Source organism: Hymenobacter ginkgonis, from assembly GCF_009755225.1.
Lineage (GTDB): Bacteria > Bacteroidota > Bacteroidia > Cytophagales > Hymenobacteraceae > Hymenobacter > Hymenobacter ginkgonis.
Map to the genome: position 1 here is coordinate 62,701 of NZ_WQKZ01000003.1, position 19,443 is coordinate 82,143.

12 protein-coding genes are annotated in these 19,443 nt (G+C 59.1%); 7 read left to right on the forward strand and 5 right to left on the reverse strand.

What is annotated here, in order from left to right; translation table 11 throughout:
* The 4 genes from GO988_RS11655 to GO988_RS11670 all read left to right on the forward strand — a co-directional run bounded on the left by GO988_RS11655 (position 1) and on the right by GO988_RS11670 (position 4,881).
* A complete protein-coding gene (locus GO988_RS11655; protein ID WP_157565559.1) occupies positions 1–1,194 on the forward strand; it encodes a glycosyltransferase family 2 protein in 1,194 nt (397 codons plus the stop codon).
* A gap of 58 nt (positions 1,195–1,252) precedes the next feature.
* Complete coding sequence (locus GO988_RS11660; protein ID WP_157565561.1) at positions 1,253–2,137, forward strand: beta-1,6-N-acetylglucosaminyltransferase; 885 nt, start codon at positions 1,253–1,255, stop codon at positions 2,135–2,137.
* A gap of 75 nt (positions 2,138–2,212) precedes the next feature.
* The gene (locus tag GO988_RS11665; protein ID WP_157565564.1) at positions 2,213–3,499 is read left to right on the forward strand and encodes a glycosyltransferase; all 1,287 of its coding nucleotides are present in this window, start codon (positions 2,213–2,215) and stop codon (positions 3,497–3,499) included.
* Entirely contained in the window at positions 3,496–4,881 is a 1,386-nt protein-coding gene (locus GO988_RS11670; RefSeq protein WP_157565567.1) for a lipopolysaccharide biosynthesis protein, read from the forward strand. The genes GO988_RS11665 and GO988_RS11670 overlap by 4 nt, the downstream gene beginning before the upstream one ends.
* A gap of 213 nt (positions 4,882–5,094) precedes the next feature.
* Here the strand turns inward: GO988_RS11670 and GO988_RS24415 are convergent, their stop codons facing one another.
* Both GO988_RS24415 and GO988_RS11680 read right to left on the reverse strand, forming a co-directional pair.
* Positions 5,095–8,754 (reverse strand): PA14 domain-containing protein, encoded by a 3,660-nt coding sequence (locus GO988_RS24415; protein WP_157565570.1) that lies wholly within the window; start codon positions 8,752–8,754, stop codon positions 5,095–5,097.
* A gap of 529 nt (positions 8,755–9,283) precedes the next feature.
* Positions 9,284–10,963, reverse strand: coding sequence for a hypothetical protein (locus GO988_RS11680; RefSeq protein ID WP_157565572.1), 1,680 nt, complete (start codon positions 10,961–10,963; stop codon positions 9,284–9,286).
* Between the two features lie 469 nt (positions 10,964–11,432).
* Between GO988_RS11680 and GO988_RS11685 the strand changes: the two genes are divergently transcribed.
* Entirely contained in the window at positions 11,433–12,731 is a 1,299-nt protein-coding gene (locus GO988_RS11685) for an OmpA family protein (RefSeq protein WP_157565575.1), read from the forward strand.
* 138 nt (positions 12,732–12,869) lie between these two features.
* Here GO988_RS11685 and GO988_RS11690 read toward each other — a convergent pair whose 3' ends face one another.
* From GO988_RS11690 to GO988_RS11700, 3 genes are all read right to left on the reverse strand, one after another.
* The gene (locus GO988_RS11690) at positions 12,870–13,220 is read right to left on the reverse strand and encodes an STAS domain-containing protein (protein WP_157565577.1); all 351 of its coding nucleotides are present in this window, start codon (positions 13,218–13,220) and stop codon (positions 12,870–12,872) included.
* A gap of 147 nt (positions 13,221–13,367) precedes the next feature.
* Entirely contained in the window at positions 13,368–14,015 is a 648-nt protein-coding gene (locus GO988_RS11695) for a response regulator (RefSeq protein ID WP_157565580.1), read from the reverse strand.
* A gap of 66 nt (positions 14,016–14,081) precedes the next feature.
* Positions 14,082–17,462 (reverse strand): PAS domain S-box protein, encoded by a 3,381-nt coding sequence (locus GO988_RS11700; RefSeq protein WP_157565583.1) that lies wholly within the window; start codon positions 17,460–17,462, stop codon positions 14,082–14,084.
* Positions 17,463–18,078: 616 nt separating this feature from the next.
* Between GO988_RS11700 and GO988_RS11705 the strand changes: the two genes are divergently transcribed.
* Both GO988_RS11705 and GO988_RS24595 read left to right on the forward strand, forming a co-directional pair.
* A complete protein-coding gene (locus GO988_RS11705) occupies positions 18,079–18,336 on the forward strand; it encodes a hypothetical protein (protein ID WP_157565586.1) in 258 nt (85 codons plus the stop codon).
* Between the two features lie 2 nt (positions 18,337–18,338).
* Positions 18,339–19,397 carry an ABC transporter permease gene (locus GO988_RS24595; protein ID WP_317164852.1) on the forward strand — a complete coding sequence of 353 codons (1,059 nt, stop codon included), beginning with the start codon at positions 18,339–18,341 and terminating at the stop codon, positions 19,395–19,397.
* Positions 19,398–19,443 lie beyond the last annotated feature (46 nt).

Consider the following 19,443-nt stretch of genomic DNA (forward strand, 5'->3'; position numbering starts at 1 on the left):
ATGAGTTATTTTATCTACTTATTTTGGTCGGCGGCGGCTATAGTTGGGTACACTTACCTAGGCTACGCGGTAGTGGTATGGCTGTGGGCCAAAATAGTGGCTCGCACGCGCCGGCCGCTGGCGTTGCAACCCTTCGAACCTACCGTAACGCTGGTGGTACCGGCTTACAACGAAGCTTCCATCTTAGAAGCTAAAATTGCGAATTGCACGGCCCTCGACTACCCAGCCGATAAGCTAAAGCTGCTTTTCATCACCGATGGCTCGACCGACCACTCGGGCCAGGTATTAGCGCGGCACCCGCGCATCGAGCACCTACACTCGCCCTTCCGAGGCGGCAAATCCATGGCCGAAAACCGGGCCATGGAGTTCGTTACAACGCCCTACGTCATCTTCACCGATTGCAACACCAACCTCAACCCGGCGGCGGTGCGCGAGATGGTGAAGCACTACCAAGACCCAAAAGTTGGCGCAGTTTCGGGCGAGAAAAAGATTGAGCGTACTGCTTCCACCTCGGGCGCCGGCGAGGGAATTTACTGGAAGTACGAGTCCTTTCTCAAGCGCTGCGATTCGAATATTTACAGCTTGATGGGCGCTGCTGGCGAGTTAGTGTCCTTCCGCTCACATCTATTTCTACCGCTCGAATCCGACACCATTCTGGACGACTTTGTACAGTCGCTACGCATTGTCCACCAAGGTTATCGGGTAGTGTACGAGCCCAAGGCTTATGCCACTGAGCAGCCATCAGTGTCATTGCCCGACGAGCTAGAGCGCAAAATCCGCATCTGCGCGGGCGGCTGGCAAGCCATGAGCCGCCTCACGGCGCTACTCAACCCGCTGCGGCAGCCCGTGGTAACTTTTCTGTACGTGTCGCACCGCGTGCTACGCTGGAGCCTGGCCCCGTTGGCCTTGACAATGTTGCTGCTGCTGAGCCTAGTGCTGGCGGTGAGGGTAGGGGGCTTTTACTGGTTAGCCCTCGCAGCGCAGGTGGCCTTTTATTTGGCCGCCGGGCGCGAGTGGCAAGCGGCTAGCCAAGGCCGTAGCCAGCCGCTTTTTGTAGTGCCACTTTTCTTTACGCTGATGAACGTGGCAGTTTTTATGGGTTTTTGGCGCTTCCTGCGCAAAGCTCAGCCCGCAGCTTGGGCCAAAGCCAGCCGCTTACCAGAAGTGCTAAGCACCTTGTCCGAAACGGCCTGATGCTGTGGCAAGCAACCGCTCTGATGTTCGATTGAATGTAGCTAAGGAGTAGTTCATTATGAGAGTAGCTCATCTAATTATGGTGCATAAAAATCCAGCGCAGGTGCACCGCTTGCTTACCGCATTGGCGCACGAAAGCTTCGATTTTTATGTGCACGTTGACAGTAGCGTGGACATCAGCGAGTATCACTCGCTGCTTCACTTGCCGCGCGTGCAGTTCACCAAGCGTCGGTTTGCCATGCGCTGGGCTTCGTACCGGTTCACGAGCGCCATTTTTGAATGCGTACGCGACATTTTGTTGAGTGGCATTAAATACGATTTTATTAACCTGCTAAGCGGGCAAGACTACCCCATTAAACCAGCCGAAACTATTTACCAGTTTTTGGCGAATCACCAGGGATATTCCTTCCTGTCGTTTGAGGGAGAGGATTCGGCTTGGTGGCAGCACGCGCGCACCCGCATCGAGCAGTATCACACTACTTACTTCAAATTCAGGGGCCAGTATATCTTGCAAAACATCCTGAATAGCCTGCTGCCTAAGCGCCAGTTTCCGTTGCCCTATGATTTATACGGCGGCTCCGACGGCTCGTGGTGGACTATGACAGCTGAATGCGCAGCTTACCTCGTCGATTTTATAGATAGGCATTCTAAGCTGCGCATTTTTAGCTTGTTTACCTGGGGTTCTGACGAATTCTTAGTGGCCACTATTCTGATGAACTCGCCCTTCAAAGCCAGCATTATTAATGAAAACTACCGTTATATCGACTGGTCGGAAGGGGCCGCAAACCCAAAAACGCTGACCGTGGATGATTTCGGCAAACTTGCCCAAGCGCATAAGCTTTTTGCCCGAAAATTTGATGTTACGCGCGACGCTCATATCCTCAATTTGATTGACCAAGCTCTAATAAGGCAGCAGCCCCGCCGCGTGGCCGCCCGCCGCTAGCCCTACCCCCTGCTCTAGGCCATAATAAGTCGTAAGGAAGCGCGGCTCCCTCATAATTAATTCACTACACGTACTATGGCATCTCTACTTTCAGGCCGCGACATTGTCGTGGTAGGTCAGCAGCCCTGGGATACTCAACTAGGCAGCAACTGCAAGGATATCGCCCTCGAATTCAGCCGCAACAATCGGGTACTTTACGTCAATTCGCCCCTCGACCGCAATACCCTGCTGCGGCACCGCCGCACTGCCGCGGTGCAAAGCCGCCTGCGCGTAATACGTGGTGAAACCGACGGCATCGAGCTGATAAGCAATAACCTGTGGGTAGTAAACCCAGGCGAGATAGTAGAGTCCATCAACTGGCTGCCTGCTTCTGGCCTCTACTCCATGCTCAATAAGCTCAATAACCGGCGGTTTGCTAAGTCCATCCAAAAGGCAATTGAAAAGCTGAATTTCACGAACGTCATCTTATTTAACGACAACGATATTTTCCGCAGCTTTCATTTGAAAGAACTGCTGAGCCCTGACGTAAGTATTTATTACTCGCGCGATTTTATTTTGGCTGGCGGCTATTGGAAAAAGCACGGCGAGCAGCTCGAGCCACAACTCATTGCCAAAAGCGATGTGTGCGTAGCCAATTCGAGCTACCTCGCTACTTATTGCAAACTCTACAACCCGCGTGGGTACGATGTAGGCCAAGGCTGCGACCTGACTTTGGCGCAGGAAGCGCAGGACGCCCCTTGCCCAACTGATTTGCAGCGAATCACGGGCCCCCTTATTGGCTACGTGGGGGCGCTCGTTAGTTCGCGCCTCGACCTAGAAGTGCTGCGCTACCTCAGCGAACAGCGGCCCGATTGGAGCATTGTCTTGATTGGGCCTGAGGATGAAGAGTTCACGAACAGCCAGTTGCATAGCCTTCCCAACGTGCACTTCTTAGGCATGAAAGCGCCGGGCGAATTGCCGGCCTACGTACGGCACTTCGATGTGTGCCTGAACCCCCAACGCCTGAACTTACTTACCATCGGTAATTATCCCCGCAAAGTAGACGAATACCTGGCGCTAGGCAAGCCCGTGGTTGCCACCCGCACCGAGGCGATGAGCAGCTTCGAGGAATACGTGTATTTAGCCGATAACAAAGAAGATTATGTGCACTTGATTGCCTTGGCGCTGACGCAAACCGGCCCCAATTGGCAGCAGCAGCGCCGAGATTTTGCCGCTACGCACACCTGGGAAAATAGCGTGGCGAAGATTTACCAAGCGGTGTTAGATTTCTATGCGCAACGCCGGGCCGACCGGCAGCGCACAGCGCAGCGGCGGCAATCCGCCAGCCCCGAAAATGAAGCATCTTTAGTGGTTTCGATATGAGGGCGATTCTGCGAAACCGGCATTTCCTGTCCTTGACAGGCAATGGGGTTATGGCGGTATTTAGTGTGCTGACGTACAGTATACTATATCGTTTTATGTCGGAGGCGGATACGGGCAACTGGATATTTTTCCAATTCGCCTTTCTGCTGCTTGATACTTTTCGAACGGGCTTGCTGCAAACGGCCGTTATTAAATTTTATGCTGGGGCCGACGAGGCCCGCCGCCTAAGCGTAGCTGGCTCGGCCTGGTACATTGGCTTGGTTATAACGGGCCTATTTCTGGTGATTAACTTGGTGTGCTTGCTATTTGCCAGCTATTTCACCGACTCGGGGGTATTAATTCTGCTAAAGTGGTTTGGCCTAAGCCTGGCCGTGACGCTGCCCTTCAACGTGAGCATCTGGATACTACAAGCTGAAGAGCGCTTCGACCGGATACTCTACATCCGGCTGCTCAATCAGGGGTCGTTTATCATCCTGGTATTTGCCCTATACCTGCTGCACGACGTTACGCTGACGCATATCATCTGCGCCTTCATTGCTAGTTCGCTACTTACTAGCACCGTAGCAGTAGGTGCCGGCTGGGCTCGCTTGGCCGCTCTAAAAAACCGCACAAGCAGCGTAATCCGAGAGATTTTTCACTTCGGTAAATACAGCTTCGGCACTTTTTTATGTTCCAACCTGCTGCGTAGCTCCGACACCTTTATTATCAAGTTTATGCTGGGGCCCGCGGCGCTGGCGGTGTATAATTTGCCGCAGCGATTGCTGGAAGTAATCGAGATTCCGCTGCGCAGCGGTTTAGCCACGGCTATGCCCAGTATGTCGGCCGCTGTCAACCAGCAGCGCGACAATGAAGTGGTAGATATTCTGAAGAAGTATTCCGGGTTCCTAACGCTACTCTTCATTCCTATCATGATAGGGGTGCTGGTGTTTGCTAATGTAATGGTGGGGCTAATTGGCGGGGGGAAATATGTGCACACCGAAGCCGCCAACATCTACCGCATCATGATAGTGTGCTCGCTGCTTTTTCCACTGGAACGATTTCTGGGCGTTACCCTCGACATTATCGGTAAGCCGCAGCTGAACCTGCTGAAGGTGCTGCTAGCGCTGGGCACAAACGTAGTAGCCGACGTGGTCTGCATTCGGCTGACGCACAGCGTGTACGGTGCTGCCTGGGCTTCGACGTTTACGCTCGTAGTTAGCACTATCTACGGCTATGTGGTGCTGCGTCGCTTCGTGCCCGTCAACTTACAGGGTGTATGGGGGCTGGCTACCGAAGAAGTGCGGGCCCAACTGAATGCCCGTTTCCGAAAAACCAAGCCGGTAGTGGCACAAAAAATAGTAGCAACGCAAGAAAGCACCGTGTCAGATGCTGTTCACGTCTAGGCCGCTTTTATGCTGGATGTGCTGCTGCCTCGACGTATAGGTAACTAAAATCCTGCATTCTCTACTCCGGAACGAGGCCAGGCGTCGGCTGCGGGCCGTTGCTAGCACCGCCAGCGGGGGGTAGGGGGTTAGTAATTCCGCAAGCAAAAGGCGCTAGCCGCCGGGCAGTATGCCCGGTAGCTAGCGCCTTTTGCTTGCCCGACTACTAGTTGGTTAGTCGATGCGCACGAGCTTCTGGGTAAATACTTTCCCCGGCGTTATTAGCCGTATCAGGTACATGCCAACGGGCAGGGTAGCACTTTTAATGGTGAAGTGCTGGCTGGTGCCGGCCTCTAGCGAGCCCGCATACAGCTGGCTGATGAGCCGGTTTTGCACATCGTAAATGCCCAGTGTAGCAGCGCCGGCCTTTGCCAAACTGAAGCTAACCGTCGTCTGGTCGGTGAATGGGTTGGGGTATACAGCCAGGCCGGGGGGGGTAGGGCCTGCGGGGGTGGCCTCATCGCTGGCGCTAAGGGTAGTGTGCAGGCTGCTGGTTTCTGAGTTTGTGAGGGAGGTGGCACTACTCAGCGGCACCAAGTGGCTGCCGGCAATGGGCGCCTCAATTTGCCCGTTGGGGAGCGTCCAGGCTACCGACACAAAGTCGTCGCCGCCTTGCTCTTTGTGCAACACTTCTACGTAGTAGCGATGCCCGGCCAGCAGCGCCACTGGGGCCGATTGCTGGCTGGCAAATTTATCCCACTGGCGAAAGCCCGTGTAGCCGTCGGCTTTGGCAATCTGTATTTTGTGCGTGGGGTTGTCGTCGGTGCTAAGCCACAGTTGGCACACATCATCGCCCGAAATCCGAAACGTGTAGTTGCCATCCTGCGGCGCACAGATGTAGCCCCGAATACGCGCCCCGTAGTTATCGCCTATGTTGCGGCTGCTCTCTAATTGAAGCAGCGTAGCCGTTTGGTCGGGCGCGCGTTGGGTCGGAATGTCGTTTACCGACAAGCCATAGCTATTCTGCCACTGCTCCCACTGGATGGAGCCCGTGCCAGGGCACGAAGTAGCGGGGGTAGTAACCGCCGCGCTCGGGCCGGTGAGCACGAAAGTCGGCGTCTCGGTCACTGTCAGCTGAAGTTGGCCGCCCTGGGTGCGCACGCGGGTCACCTTCATATTGATTTGGCCCGCCTGCGGCTGGTAAATGCGCGCCGAATCGGTACCCACGTTGAGGGTGTAGGTAGCAGTGCGGCCCTTCTCGTCAGGAATTACCAGCGAATAAGCCGTTTGGTTGCCAGCGGTGTAGCGGTCCACCAGCGGGTCGTTGTTGAGGGTGCCCTGGTAGGCAAAATTGCCCAGCAACTGCGTGGTTTGGCGCAAAAAGTCGGCGGCGGGCTTGGGCGAGCGGTCAGCATTCACCAGCCCCATCGAGCTAAACTGCACCGCGCTATTGGGGTTGTCGTCGGCGAGTTGGTAGAAAAACGTGCGCTCTACCCCCCAGCGGGCGTACAGCAGCGCCGTGCGCAGCAGCCAGTCGGCCTGGGTTTGCAGCACCGATTTGCCGCCGACGGCAATAGCCTTAAGCGGGCTACCCTGGTTGGTGTCGTAGCCGGTTTCGGTTATCCAAACCGGCATATCGCGGGCGTACTGGTGAGCCATTTGCACAAAGCGCTGAGCCACCTGCGCGGCCTCCGATACTTCGGGGGCTGCTCCGCGGGTTGGGTTGCCGCTCTGCGACGACTTCTCGTCGTTCGAGTACAGGTGGTAGTTAATGATATCCCAGCATAGGTTCACGCTACCGTCGGCCTTCAAGCCCCGGTACTGGCGGCACCAGTCTATCATGCCGCGCACGTAGTCGGGGTTGGGCGACGCGATGCCGCCCATCACTACCTGCACGCTTGGGTCGGCGTTTTTCACGCCCACGCCGGCGCCCATCGTGTTCAGGTGGCCGTCGTAGAAAGCCGACAGGTTGGCGGCGTATTCGCGGCCGGTTTGGTAGGCCTTGCGGCCTTTCCACCACTTGTCGCGCTCGTTGTCGCACTCGATGTATTTGATGTAGCCCAGGCCAATTTTAACCTGGTTCACGCCGTCGCCCGCCCAGCGCAGGCTTTGGTCTACGCGCAGCAGGTTGGCTGGCACGCCGGTGTTGTAGCCGTAGCGGGCAATGTACTGAAAGCCTACTTTGGCCTGTTCGATATACGACTTGGGGTCGGCAAAGTCCTTGCCGTAGCGTACGGGCACATTTTCGGCGTCGCGCTGGTCGCTGGGGTAGGTGGCCAGCATCCAGTCGGGTAGGGTTTTCAAGCAGGCCAGCACCTCAATGCCCTCCTTTTTGCAGCGCTCGTACAGCACATCGTAGTTCCAGCCGCCGCTGTGCACGGGGTTGAATGTGTAGCCGCCCTCCGTCGATTCCAGCTTCTGCCAGTCCATGTAGTGCCGGATGCCCGTGAAGTTCTTCACGCCCTTCAGCCGGGTCTCGTCGATTTCGCCGGGTTTGTCGGGGTTCTCCAAATCCCACTCGAAGGCGTTAACGCCCATTTCCTGGCCCAGTTTCACCTGCTTTTGGCGAGCCAGGGCGGCGGGGTCGGCTACGGCCAGCGGGGTGCCGGCCACGTAGCTGCCATATAGCTCCAGCTCGTTGGGGTAGGCCCACGACGCCGTGAGCACCAAGTAGCGAATATTGCTAATCTGCGAACTGAGCTTCTGATTAGCAGGGTTTTTGGGGTCGGGGCCCTGCCACTGGCCGCCGCGTGCCCCGGTGAACGTAGCCACCGTAATCCGCTCCCACTTATCGGTGATGACCGACAACGTCATCGGGTTAGTGGGGTTGCTGACGCCGGGGTCGTACATGCGCAGGCTTTCCAGGCTGATAGCCTCGTCGGGCAGCAGGGGGTAATAGGCCTCGTACGGGTCAATCACCCGGCCCCAGCCGGGCGTAATGCCCGTCGAAGTCGAGCCATCAAACAGACCAGCGATGTTGTTGCTCACGTTGGTGAGGCTGTACCAGCGCGTCGGGTCAATCGGAATTTTGCCACTGACAGTGGGGCCCGTTGGGGTAGGAGTAGGTAGGGGAGTAGGGGTAGGAGTTGGGATGGGGGTGGGGGTAGGCGTAGCGGCCGCTTGTACCACCAGGGTTTGCGATACGCTAGCCGCTGCCAAAAACGAACTGCTACCCACCTGCGCGGCCGTAATGGTGGCCGTGCCCGCACTCACCACAGTGGCTTGCCACTGCCCGGTGCTAGTGGCTGCCACCGCCACCACACCCGCGTTGGACGAGGAGTAGGTAATGGGTGTGGCCGCGTTGGTGCTGCTCGCCGCCAGGGTAAAGGGCGCATCGCCCACCGTGCGGGTCGCCAGCGACCCAAACGTGAGCACGGCCGGCACCAGCGCCGGCGGCGTAGGCGTGCTAGTGCCCGTAGCCTGGCCAAATACCTTGATTTTAACCGGAATATTGTTGCAGTACTTGTGGACGATAATGGCCTCAGCTGCCACCGGCGTGCTAATCACCAAGTCCACGTACTTGTTGTAGTCCGAGCCATCGAAACTGCCCAGATACGTTTGCTTACCCCCACTTACGGCGTAAAACGTAGCCGGCTGCAGCGGGAAAACCCCTTCGTAATCAAAAAGCGATAGCCGGGTGAGGAGCGTAGGCTTGGCCAGTTGCAGCGTCACATCGACGTAGCGAAAATTGCCGGGAAACCAGCTGTTTTGCACCAAGTTTTTCAGGTTGTCGTCGAGCCAGGGCGAATAATCTTGCCCCGTATCTACGCTTGGGGTAGCAGCGGTAATCTTAATCTGCTCCTCCGCTGAAGCGCTTTGGCCCAGTGCCGTGAGCGCCGAAAAAACGCTCAGCAACACGGCCAATAGTGGTATTTTAGGTAAATGGGCTGGCATACAGTAACTAGTAGATTGCTAAAAATTGGACATAGTGATTCCGTATCAGCTGCCTGATATTTTTTTTGCCCCCAAATGGGTAGGATAAGGGCACGCTCCGAGCAGAGCCCGGGCCACCTGGGTGCTGCTCGGCACCGCGCGGCGGCTTCTCAATAAGTCGCTGGCAGGTTAAAAACAACTTGCGCAGCGTTCGCTAATTCCTATTAAAAAACTAATTATGTAAAATAAACGGGTTAATCATTCACTGCGAAGTTACCACCATAAGGTCGGGTTTACTAAACTAAATTACAAAAAGACAAAAATTTGTACGTCAAGCAGTTGCTTAATTAATTACTACTTATTTCACACATATAATTACCCTAATTTTACAATTATTTGCTAGTATTAAACGTGGAGGTTAAAGTAGATAACTGCGTGTAAATCAAATTAGCCAATCAGCATAGTATGGAGGTTATTGACGCTAACTGATTAGCGCGTTTTTGTGCCCTCCAACCTAGTTGGCAGCGGTAATAAGGGGGAGCTAAGGTGGCTAGCGAAGACCGGCCACGGGGGCGGGCCGGTCAAATACAAAAAACGCGGGCGTCCCCGTTAGGGCCAGGGGCTGGGAGGGGGGTAGGGCTTGGCCGGGCGTGCCGGGTGCCTGGTTCCAAGCGTGCTGCGTGAGGTGGCCCGGCCCTACTAGCGGCGGCAGCGTGTACGTAGCAGTGGCGTTCTCCTGCTGGTCGGTTAAAGTTTTGGCCCACAGCACGTATACTAAGCGGCTGGCCCCACCAAAGGCAGCGCCCGCCACCGTCGGCGGCAGGTGTAGGGCAGCCGTGCCAGCGGCATTATAGGGCAGGCCGCGCAGCAAGCTACTGGTGGTACGCATAGCCTGGCCTAACTGCGTGAGGCGCTGCCGACCCGGCGCATCGCGGTTGAAGTCTTCATAGAGTCCCATTAGCTTGAACTCTTCTTCGCTGCTGACGGCTGTGCCCGGCGGCGGCGCGGTAGCAGCTTCGGCCAAGCTATAAAAATGCAACTGCCGGATATCGTGCACCTGCGCCAGCACCAGGGCTTTAATGCCAAAGTTGCGCTGCATCTCGTCCGAGCTAAACCGCCAGTCCGAAGGCCGCCGGGCGATGTTAGTTTCTGTCACGATGAAGTGCTTGCGCGGGTACGTGGTGCCATCGTAGCCGTAGCGGCGTAGCACGGCGGCCAGCGCTGCTTGGTGGCCAAGCACCTGGGCGGCCGCCCCGTCGGAGTGGCGCGTGTAGGCAAAGCGGCCTGCCCGCTGCCAGGCCCGGTGGCGCAGGTAGTACGACGGATATACGTGGTAATCAACCAGGTCAAAGTACGCGCCGCCCAGGGCCGGATAGTGGGGGGTAGGGCGGCCGTCGTGCGGGTTGTCGGTGTAGCGCAGCAGCGCATCCAAAAACTGTGCGTAGCCCAGGCCGCCGGGCGTCACGTAGGCGGCGGGCCGGTACTTCTTCACCACTTCCCACGTAATGCGCAGCGTGCGGATGTAGCGGTACACGGGTGCCTGCAAGTTGGGCAGCTCGGCCGGGGCGGGGGCACGGCCGGCCCACTTTTCATTTACCGTATTCGTTATAAAATCGGGCTCGTTCACCACTTCCCACACCCGAATGTTGTTGCCGTAGCGCTGAGTTAAGTCGTAGATATACTGCGCGTAATAGTTTTTGGGGTTCACGCGGCCATTGGCCTGCCAAATGGGCTCGTAGAGGTTGGCAAACAGCCGCGACTGCTCGTGACAGCCAGGGTAGGTGGCAGGGTCGCGGTGGGCGGGCGTCGGCTCGCCCACAAAGCAGACTAAGTCGCGCAGGCCCAGCGAATCGGCGTAGTAGCTAAAAGCTGCCCGGCGCGCATTGGGGCCCCACTTTACTAAGAATTCCTCGGGTAGCGTCACGCGGATGGTGGTGCTGCCCGCCGCTGCCGCCGCCGCCGCCAGGCGCTCGTCGGGCCAGGCCGCGCCGTAGTAGCCCAGGTTGGTGCCGTAGCCAAAAGCGGTGGGGTAGGGCCGCACCAGAACTTGGGCCGAGTTGGGGGCGGGGGGTAGCAAGGGCGGGGCGCCGCTGGTGCAGCCAGCTGAGGTAGCACCGAACCCAAAAACGGCGGCCAGGCCACCCCACTGCCGCCAGCGCCGGGAAGAAAAGCTCCTGCGCCAAATCCTATTATACAGCGTAAAAAACAGCCAGGTAAAAGTGGAATTCATATACCAGTGCACCAGAGGCGGCCCCACTGCCCATCGCTAGCTTATAGCAATAGAGCAAGGTGGAATTGAAGCGCGGTTTTGCGCAAAAATCAGCTACGTATTGCGCGCAAAAAGACCTCCGTATTTATTCTAAATCGTACGTAATTAAGGTAGGTTTTTGTGTAAGATAAGCTGCTGATAGATAAGCCGCTATTAGCTGAATAAGGTTAAGTGTTTTTGGTACTAAATAGGTATTTCCTATTTGGTAAAAGTGGTCATATCATTGTGTTGCTGCTGAGTATATTATCCTGAGTCAATAGCTTAGGTTATTTCAATGAATGTGTAATCTAATAAGTCGCAAAAAAATGTTTTTCCAAGAAAAAATTGTTTTTATCGTTGATAGTATTATTATTTGTATCCCTTAACGGTCATACTGGCGCAACGTTAAGTTGGCTTTTAAAATCAGCCATTTTATGTAACTTTTATACCTATGAAAAACAACTTGGTAGAAGCGGTAAAATTTAATTTTACCGCCGAAGTCATTGACCAATTGGCCAACGTAATTGGCGAAGACCCCGCCAACGTAAAAAAGGGCCTGAGCCAAGCCGTGCCGCTCGTGCTGGCCACGCTAGTGCACCAAGCCGAGCAGGAAGGCAGCCCCGCCGCTCTGCTGCATATGGCCCGCGAAACCGACGCCACCAGCATGCTTTCGTCGCAGGGCGATGTGCGCAACGCTGCGTGCTACGAGCAAGGCGGTGCCATCTTGGTTGAGCTACTCGGTAGCGACTACGGCACCGCCGTAAGCCGCCTGGCCATGGAGGCCGACATGCGGCCTGGCGCCACCGAAATGCTGCTGCAAGTAGTGGCCGCGGCGGTACTAGGCGTGCTAGGCCGCTACGCTGCCGAAAACGGCCTTACCCCCAGCGCCTTTGTGCAGTGGCTGCAAGCGCAGCAGCACGATGTGGCCGCCGCCATGCTGCCCACCTTGCAGCCCGGCCGGGGTATGGCCCTGCCTACCGGGCCGCGGGCTACCGCGGCCGTGGTGCCCCCACGCCAGCTCTCGGCGGCTGTGCGCCGCATGCCTCAGCCTATGCCGGGTGCCGGGTACGGGCCCAGCTCCGAGCCGCGTAGCTCGGGAGGGCTGCGCTGGCAATGGGGCCTGTTGCTGCTGGTGGCCGTGAGCTTGGGTTATTTCTTCGGGCGCGGCCCGGCTACGGAGAGTGCTGCGCCTGCGGCCCCAACTGCCGTGCCAGCAGCCAAGCCCGCCGTGGCCGCGGGCCGCTACGACCAAGGCAGCGACACCTACATCTACGATACGGGCCAGCCCATCCGCCTGAGGCTGTCTGACGGCACTACCCAGCAGGTAGGGGCCAACTCCACCGAAAACCGCCTCTACACTTTCTTGGCTACGCCTTCAGTGCAAGTCGATTCGGTAAACCGCACCAAAGGCTGGATTAACTTCGACCGCGTGTACTTCGACCCCGGCAAGGCTACGCTCACGGCCGAGTCGAACCAGCAGCTGCGCAACGTGGCCAGCATCCTGAAGACCTTTCCGCACGCCATTGTTAAAATCGGGGGCTACACCGACAGCTCGGGGGTAGCACTGCACAACTTCCAGCTGAGCGAGGAGCGCGCCAAAGCTGCTATGCTCGCGCTGGCTAGCATGGGGGTACCCGTCGACAACCTGCAAGCCAAGGGCTACGGCTCCAAGTACTACGTCACGTCCAACAATACCCCGTCGGGCCGGGCGCTCAACCGCCGCATCAGCGTGCGGGTGGTGCAGAAATAACCTGCGCCCCATCGCTCGCCGCGCACTCAGCTACCGTCTCCGCTTCCTTGCCTATGCCTACCAAAAAGCCCGGAATAACATTCCGGGCTTTTTAGGTTTTGGGCTATTTGGGGGAAGGCGGGGCTAGTCGGCCGGCAGCTACGCGGCTTGGGCCAGCACGCAGCTCGGGCCCCGGAAGCCAGTGGCCGGCAGCAGTTCGAGGCCGGCATTGGCTAGCTGGGCATGCAAATGGGGGGGTAGCCCGCACCAGTAGCACACGCTGCCCGCGGCCCGGGCCTGGCGGTCGGCCTGCAGCAAAGCCTGCTGGCCCAGGCCCGAAAGGTCGAGCAGCTGCTGGCAGTCTACCCACAGCTGCGGGGTGCGGGTAGTGAGCAGCTGGCTAGCCGCGCGGGCAAGCTGGGCCGCATCGGCAGGGGTAGTGCAGCTGCCGCGGAGGCTAAGGCCCAGGCAGCCCCGGTGGCCACCAACGTGAGTAACAAGTTTGTGCATACGCGAAGAAGGAGAAAGAGTAAGTAAGAGGTGAAAGGATGCTTGCAAAGCTAGAAGGTGGCCAGGCCCTTGAAAGCTAGCGAAATACGTATTTGTATTCCGTAAATACCCTGATTAATACCGGCTGCGTCGTTTTCTGCGGGCGGGCTACTTCACCAGGCCCTGCGTCACGGCGAGTTTGATAAGGGCGGCGGTGTTTTTGGTTTGGGTTTTTTCCAGCATATTCTGGCGGTGGGTTTCGATGGTGCGCTTGCTGGTAAAGAGCTTTTCGGCCATCTCGCTGGTAGTTAGCCCTTCCGATAGCAGGTGCAGTACTTCCATCTCGCGGCGGGTTAGCTGGTTAGGTTTTTTCAGCTCGGGCTCGTTGGGCTCTTCCCGGCTCAGCACTTTGCGCAGCATTGTTAGGCCTAGCTCGCTGCACAAGAAGTTTTTGCCCGCGGCCACCGCCTGCACGGCCGTAATAATTTCGCTACGGTCGGCATTTTTGAGCACGTAGCCCAAGGCACCGGCATCCAAAATCTGCCCCACATAGCGCTCGTGCGTGAGCATGGACAGCACCAGCACCCGCACGTGCGGAAACTCGGCCTGCAAGCGCAGGGTAGTAGCCAGGCCATCAAGCACGGGCATGTTGATGTCGAGCAGCACCACGTCGGCGGGGGTAGCGGGCAGGTGGTCGAGCAGTTCTTGGCCATTGCTGGCTTCGCCAACCACGATGATACTAGGCTCAGTGGCCAACAGCGAGCGAATGCCGTCGCGCACTATCGTATGGTCGTCGACTAAAAAAATGCGAGTCATGGGGAGGGAGGGAAAGGAAAGCTACTGCGCAGAGAGTTTGCCGGGTGGTTTCGGGCAGGTAGCTGGTCATGAACTGGTTAAATAAACAGGAGTTGTAGAAGTGGCCGCAGCAGTAGGCACCGCCCAGGGCAGGCGAATGATTACCTGCGTGCCCTGGGCGGGGGTAGGGAGCAAGTGCAGGGTGCCGCGCAGCAGGCGCACCCGGTCGTGCAGGGCTTGCAGGCCAATGCCGGGCCGCCCCACTTGGGGCAGGTTTGGCACAAAGCCCACACCATTGTCATCGGCGCGCAGCTCGATGGTGCCGTCGGCCTGGCCCAGCAGCTGCAGGCTGGCGCGGGTGGCTTGCGAGTGCTTCACAATGTTATTGGCCAGCTCCTGGGCCATGCGGTAGAGCGCCAGCGCTAGGTGCGGCGATAAGCGCGGAGGCACATCATCGACGCGGCTGCGCATGCGCAGCACGCCCATGCTGCACGTGGTGCAAATATCCTGAATGGCTACTTCCAGCCCAAAATCGGCCAAAATTTGCGGCATCAGCTCGTGCGAGAGCGTGCGGGTTTGGCCAATGGCGGTGCTCAGCAGCTCGCTGGTTTTGTGCAGGGTAGCCGCAAAGGCAATGGGCTGCGCGGGGTCTAGCTGGGCTAGGCTCAGCTTGGTGGCGTACAGCAGCTGGCCCAAGCCATTGTGCAGGCTTTCGGCAATGCGACGCTTCTCATTTTCTTCGGCCTCGAGCACCGCCTGGGCCAACTGCTGCTGCTGGGTAAGCTGCAGGCGCAGGGTTTCGGCTTGCTGGCGCTTGCGCGCCGTAATGTCTTGCCAAGTCACGAGCAGGCCATCGCCCAGCTGCACGGCCACGCTGTGAAACCAGCCGCGCAGCTCCTCGCCCTGGTAGTGCCACTCTAGCTCGGCCACCTCGCCGTGGTCGGCCACGCGGCGGTGCCGCCCAAACACGCCAAGCTCCGCCATGCCCGGCAGCTCGGCGAGCCAGCGCTTGCCCACCAAGTCGGTGCGCCCGAGCAGCCGCTGGCTGACTTGGTTGTGGAGCACCCATTCAAAATCAATGAGCTCGCCCTGGGCGTTGCGCACACTCTTGAATACCTCAATGCCGTCGGTCGTACTGTCGAACACGGCCTGCAGCAGTTCTTGGCCGTGGCGGCGCTCCAGGTCGGCCAGCTTGCGCGCGGTGATGTCTTCCAGGGTCAGGAAATTGCCGTCGCCGAGGCGGGCGGCGGTCCAGCGCAGCCACTGCGCCGGGCCCGCGGCGGCATACGGCGCTTCTTCCTCCACCAATTGGCCTGTATGAAGGCTGGCCACCAGCTTGTCGAATATGCCGGTGGTCAGAAACCGGGGCGCCACATCGGCCAGCAGGCGCAGGCCCGTTAGGTCGTGGCCGTGCAGCAGGGCGCGGCACTTTTCATTGGTCCACAAAAAACTAAAGTCGACAATGTCGCCGGTTGCGTTGCGCACGCTCTTGGTAAGGGCAAAAGCCTGGGGTGAGGTGTGGAAGACAGCCTCCAGCAGGTGCTTGTTTTCTTGCAGCTCGGTTTCGGTTTGCTTGCGGTCGTCGATGTCGGTAGCCGAGCCCACCCAGTACAGCAGCTCGCCGGCCTCGTGGTAGAGCGGCACTACCTGGCACAGGTGCCAGCGGTAGCGGCCATCGTGCCGCTGCACCCGCACCTCCACCGTGCGGCTGGTCCCGTCGAGGTTAGCCTTGCTGCGGCCGGCCAGCAGCCGGGGTAGGTCGTCGGGGTGTAGGGCTGCCTGCCAGCCATCGGCTTGGCTTTGGGCCACGCTCAGGCCCGTGTAGGCATACCAGCGGGCATTAAACGTGCCCAGTTGGCCGTTGGGCAGGCGCGTCCACACTATTTGGGGCAGCGCATCGAGCGTTTGCTGCAACTGCTGGCGGCTGGCGCGCATGGTAGCTTCCTCGGTTTTGCGGGCCGTAATGTCTTCGTGAGCCAGCACCAAGCCATCGCCAAACGGCACCAGTAGCACCCGCAGCCAGGTGCAGCTGCTGGGCAGGGGGTAGGGCATTTCGTGCTCGGCCGGCTGGCCGGTGGCCACCACTTGCTGCTGCTGGGCCCAGGTAGCCAGCGGGGGGGTAGGAGCCAAGGTGGCGGCCTGCTGGCGGCCCACCAGCGGGCCCTGGCCAAGGAGCGCCTCGGCAGCCCGCGTGGCGTATACCCACTCAAAATCGACGAGTTCGCCCGCCGCGTCGCGCACGCTTTGCAGCACCTGAATGCCGGTGAGCGCCGCCCCGTACACCGCCTCCAAAATGCTGTTTTTGTGCTGAAGCTCCAGTTCGGCCTGCTTGCGGGCGCTGATGTCGAGCGAGCTGAGAATGAGGCCATCACCCAGCGGGGTAATGGACACATCGAGCCAGGCCGAAAGCTGGGCGTGCTGGTAGTGGGTTTCGAGCCGCATGGGCTGGCCGGTGGCCAGCGCCTCCGTAAACTTGCCCCACAGCTCGTGCTGCCGCAGGTGGGGTAGGGCTTCCGACAGCAGTTCGCCCTGCCCCAGCCCCGACTGGTGGTCGGCCACTAGGCTGGCCGAATTCAGGGTTTGCAGCCGAAAATCGAGCAGCTGCCCCTGCTCGTCGCGCACGGCCTGCTGGTAGCTAAGCCCCACCTGGGCGCTGGCAAATACGCCGAGCAGCAGCTCGTGGTGCTGGTGCAGCCGGTCGGTGGCTTCGCGCTCGGCCTGCACATCCTGCGCAATGCCAATGCTGTGGCTCACGCGCCCATCGGCCCCGCGCCGAAAGGCCCGGTCGCGCAGCCGAAACCAGTGGTAGCGGCCATCGCCCAGGCGCAGGCGCACGTCCTGGGTCAGCAATTGCTCGTCGGGGAGGAGGACGCAGGCTTGTAGGTGGGCCAGGCGCAGGGCCTGGTCGTCGGGGTGCAGGATGTGCCCAAAGGCTGCCGGGCCCTGCGCATACAGTTGCGCGGGCGAGTAGCCCAGCAGCGCCTGCACGTGGCCACTCGCATAACTCACACTATGCGTCTGCAGGTCAGTGATATAAATGAGGTCGGGCGTGGCATTCGAAATGCTGGCCAGCAGGTGGGCCTGCTCGTGGGCCTCGGCTTCGGTGCGCCGCAGCGCCGTGATGTCGTGCCCGTACAGGGCCAGCCCCTGGGGCAGCTGCGCCGTTGAGAGGGCCAGCCACTGCGCGCAGTGGGGCAGGTAGCATTCGCCGTGCGCCGGGGCCGGGGCGGCCAGCAGCGCATGCAGGGCCGGGTAGGTAGCGGCAGGCAGCAGCTCGCCTAGTTGGCTGCCTTGCAGCACGGCCGGCGCCAAGCCCCACACGGCAGCAACGGCCGCATTGGCCAAGCGCACAATGCCCGCGGCATCGAGCAGCAGCACGGCCCAGGGCATCGTTTGCAGCAGGCTGGGCAGGTCGAGCGACAGCCCCTCCGCAGGAGTATCCGTAAAATAAGTAATCGCTTTAGCCATAGATTAAGAGGCAGCTAGTGGCATTCGGATTACTGTTGAGAAGGTGTTGCCAATAATGGCGCCCGCTCTTGCACCGAGCCAAGCCACCGTAGTGGCCCGGGGACGAGCCCCTAAGATAGGGTTACTGTTCCCAAAATTGTATATTTAAACGCAATAAAAAATACGTGTTTTTCGCCAGGCATTGCTTGGATACCAAGCTGTTATCCTAAGCCTGTGGCTATTAGGTAGCTAACCTGGTAGCAGCAGTAAGGGTTAGATACCTTGGCGGATAGCTGTGTAACTATTATAACTATTCAAATTGTTTCATGGCTTATTTAGGGTCTTTGACATTAGTTTTAAGATTATTTATAGGGCTTTCGCAATAGAAAACACAGCTTATACATCCATTATGCACCGCTTTTTAATTGCCCAAGCCGTTCCGAAACGCCGTTGAAAAACACGTAGAAATAAATCCGTGTTTTGCTTAAGTTCGCCGTCGCCGGTGTTAGCGAAATACGGATGCTCGCCACTCCTTGCTTAGCTGATGAGTAGCTACCGCGCTCTGGCTCCGCCCCGCCAAGCGGGGCTACCCCCCACTTGGCGGGGTAGTAGTTATTTGCCCCTATTTTTGTGGGCCATGACCGACGCTGAATTTGACCTGCTCGACGAGCTGTACTTCGTTACGCCTTTCCGGGTATTGCTCGAAAAAACTGCCTTGCCCGCCCCCGAGCTGCTGGCCCTGTTGGGCCGCCTGCTTGAGCAAGGCTTAGTGCGCTACTACTGGCCCGACCCCGATACCGAGTTGGCTTACGAGCCTACCTCGTTCGGCGCCCTGGGCCAGGATGCCAGCTACCTCGCCTCTAAGGAGGGGCTGCTGCAACACAATACCCGCTAGCTGTGGCTGCCCCCACCGCTCAGCCCGCCGCCCCCGATACGGCCGTGGTGGTGCCCGCGCCGGCCCGCACGCCGGGCTACTACGTGCGCCAGCGCCTGTGGGCCAACCGCCCCGCCGTGGCGGGGTTAGGCTTCATTCTCCTGTGCGCGCTGGTGGCGCTGCTCGGCTACTGGGTGCTGCCCGACAACTCGCCCAACGCCAACAACGGCCTGGTGCAGCTGCAAAAGCAGCCGCCGGGCTTTACGGCTACGCTGCGGCAAGCGCCCGATGCGGCCGCCGCGCCCCCTGCCAGCCTGTGGCAGGTGTGGCTGCACGGCCAGCCGCCACAGCTGCGCGACGAGGTAGTGTCCGCTACGGCCCCGCACACGCTTACCCGCACCTACTGGCTGGGCACCGACAAAGCCGGCCGCGACGAGCTGAGCCGCCTGCTGCTGGGCACGCGTATTTCGCTGGGTATCGGGCTGGTGGCGGTGCTTATTTCGTTGGCGCTGGGGGTGGGGGTAGGGGCCGTAGCCGGCTACTTTGGCGGCTGGGTAGATAGCCTGCTGCTGGGGCTAATGACCGTGGTGTGGAGCATTCCGGGCATTATGCTGGTGATTGGCATTTCGCTGGCCTTGGATAGCAAAGGCGTGTGGGTCAGCTTCGTAGCCGTGGGCCTTACCATGTGGGTCGATGTGGCCCGGGTAGTGCGCGGCCAGGTATTGGGCCTGCGCTCGGCCACGTTTATCGAGGCCGGGCGGGTGCTGGGGCTACCTACTTGGCGGCTCATTTTTGTGCACCTGCTGCCCAACCTGCGCGGGCCGCTCATTGTGCTGGCAACCAGCAATTTTGCCGCCGCCATCTTGCTCGAAGCTGGCCTAAGCTTTCTGGGGCTGGGCGTGCAGCCGCCAGCCCCCAGCTGGGGCCTGATGGTGAAAGAGGGTTACGACCTGCTGGGCACCCAGGCCGGCCTGTGGCTAACGCTGCTGCCGGGCTTGGCCATCAGCTTGTTGGTGTTGAGTTTCAACCTGCTGGGCAATGGCCTGCGCGATGCCTTCGACCCCAAAACGCTGCTTACCTAGGCCTCGCCCGGTGGCCGGGGGGTAGGCGTCGTAGCTTTGTTGGGAA

Coding starts and splice junctions, on each gene's coding strand:
- GO988_RS11655 (WP_157565559.1), top strand. CDS start 1: ATGAGTTATTTTATCTACTTATTTTGGTCGGCGGCGGCTATAGTTGGG.
- GO988_RS11660 (WP_157565561.1), top strand. CDS start 1,253: ATGAGAGTAGCTCATCTAATTATGGTGCATAAAAATCCAGCGCAGGTG.
- GO988_RS11665 (WP_157565564.1), top strand. CDS start 2,213: ATGGCATCTCTACTTTCAGGCCGCGACATTGTCGTGGTAGGTCAGCAG.
- GO988_RS11670 (WP_157565567.1), top strand. CDS start 3,496: ATGAGGGCGATTCTGCGAAACCGGCATTTCCTGTCCTTGACAGGCAAT.
- GO988_RS24415 (WP_157565570.1), bottom strand. CDS start 8,754: ATGCCAGCCCATTTACCTAAAATACCACTATTGGCCGTGTTGCTGAGC.
- GO988_RS11680 (WP_157565572.1), bottom strand. CDS start 10,963: ATGAATTCCACTTTTACCTGGCTGTTTTTTACGCTGTATAATAGGATT.
- GO988_RS11685 (WP_157565575.1), top strand. CDS start 11,433: ATGAAAAACAACTTGGTAGAAGCGGTAAAATTTAATTTTACCGCCGAA.
- GO988_RS11690 (WP_157565577.1), bottom strand. CDS start 13,220: ATGCACAAACTTGTTACTCACGTTGGTGGCCACCGGGGCTGCCTGGGC.
- GO988_RS11695 (WP_157565580.1), bottom strand. CDS start 14,015: ATGACTCGCATTTTTTTAGTCGACGACCATACGATAGTGCGCGACGGC.
- GO988_RS11700 (WP_157565583.1), bottom strand. CDS start 17,462: ATGGCTAAAGCGATTACTTATTTTACGGATACTCCTGCGGAGGGGCTG.
- GO988_RS11705 (WP_157565586.1), top strand. CDS start 18,079: ATGACCGACGCTGAATTTGACCTGCTCGACGAGCTGTACTTCGTTACG.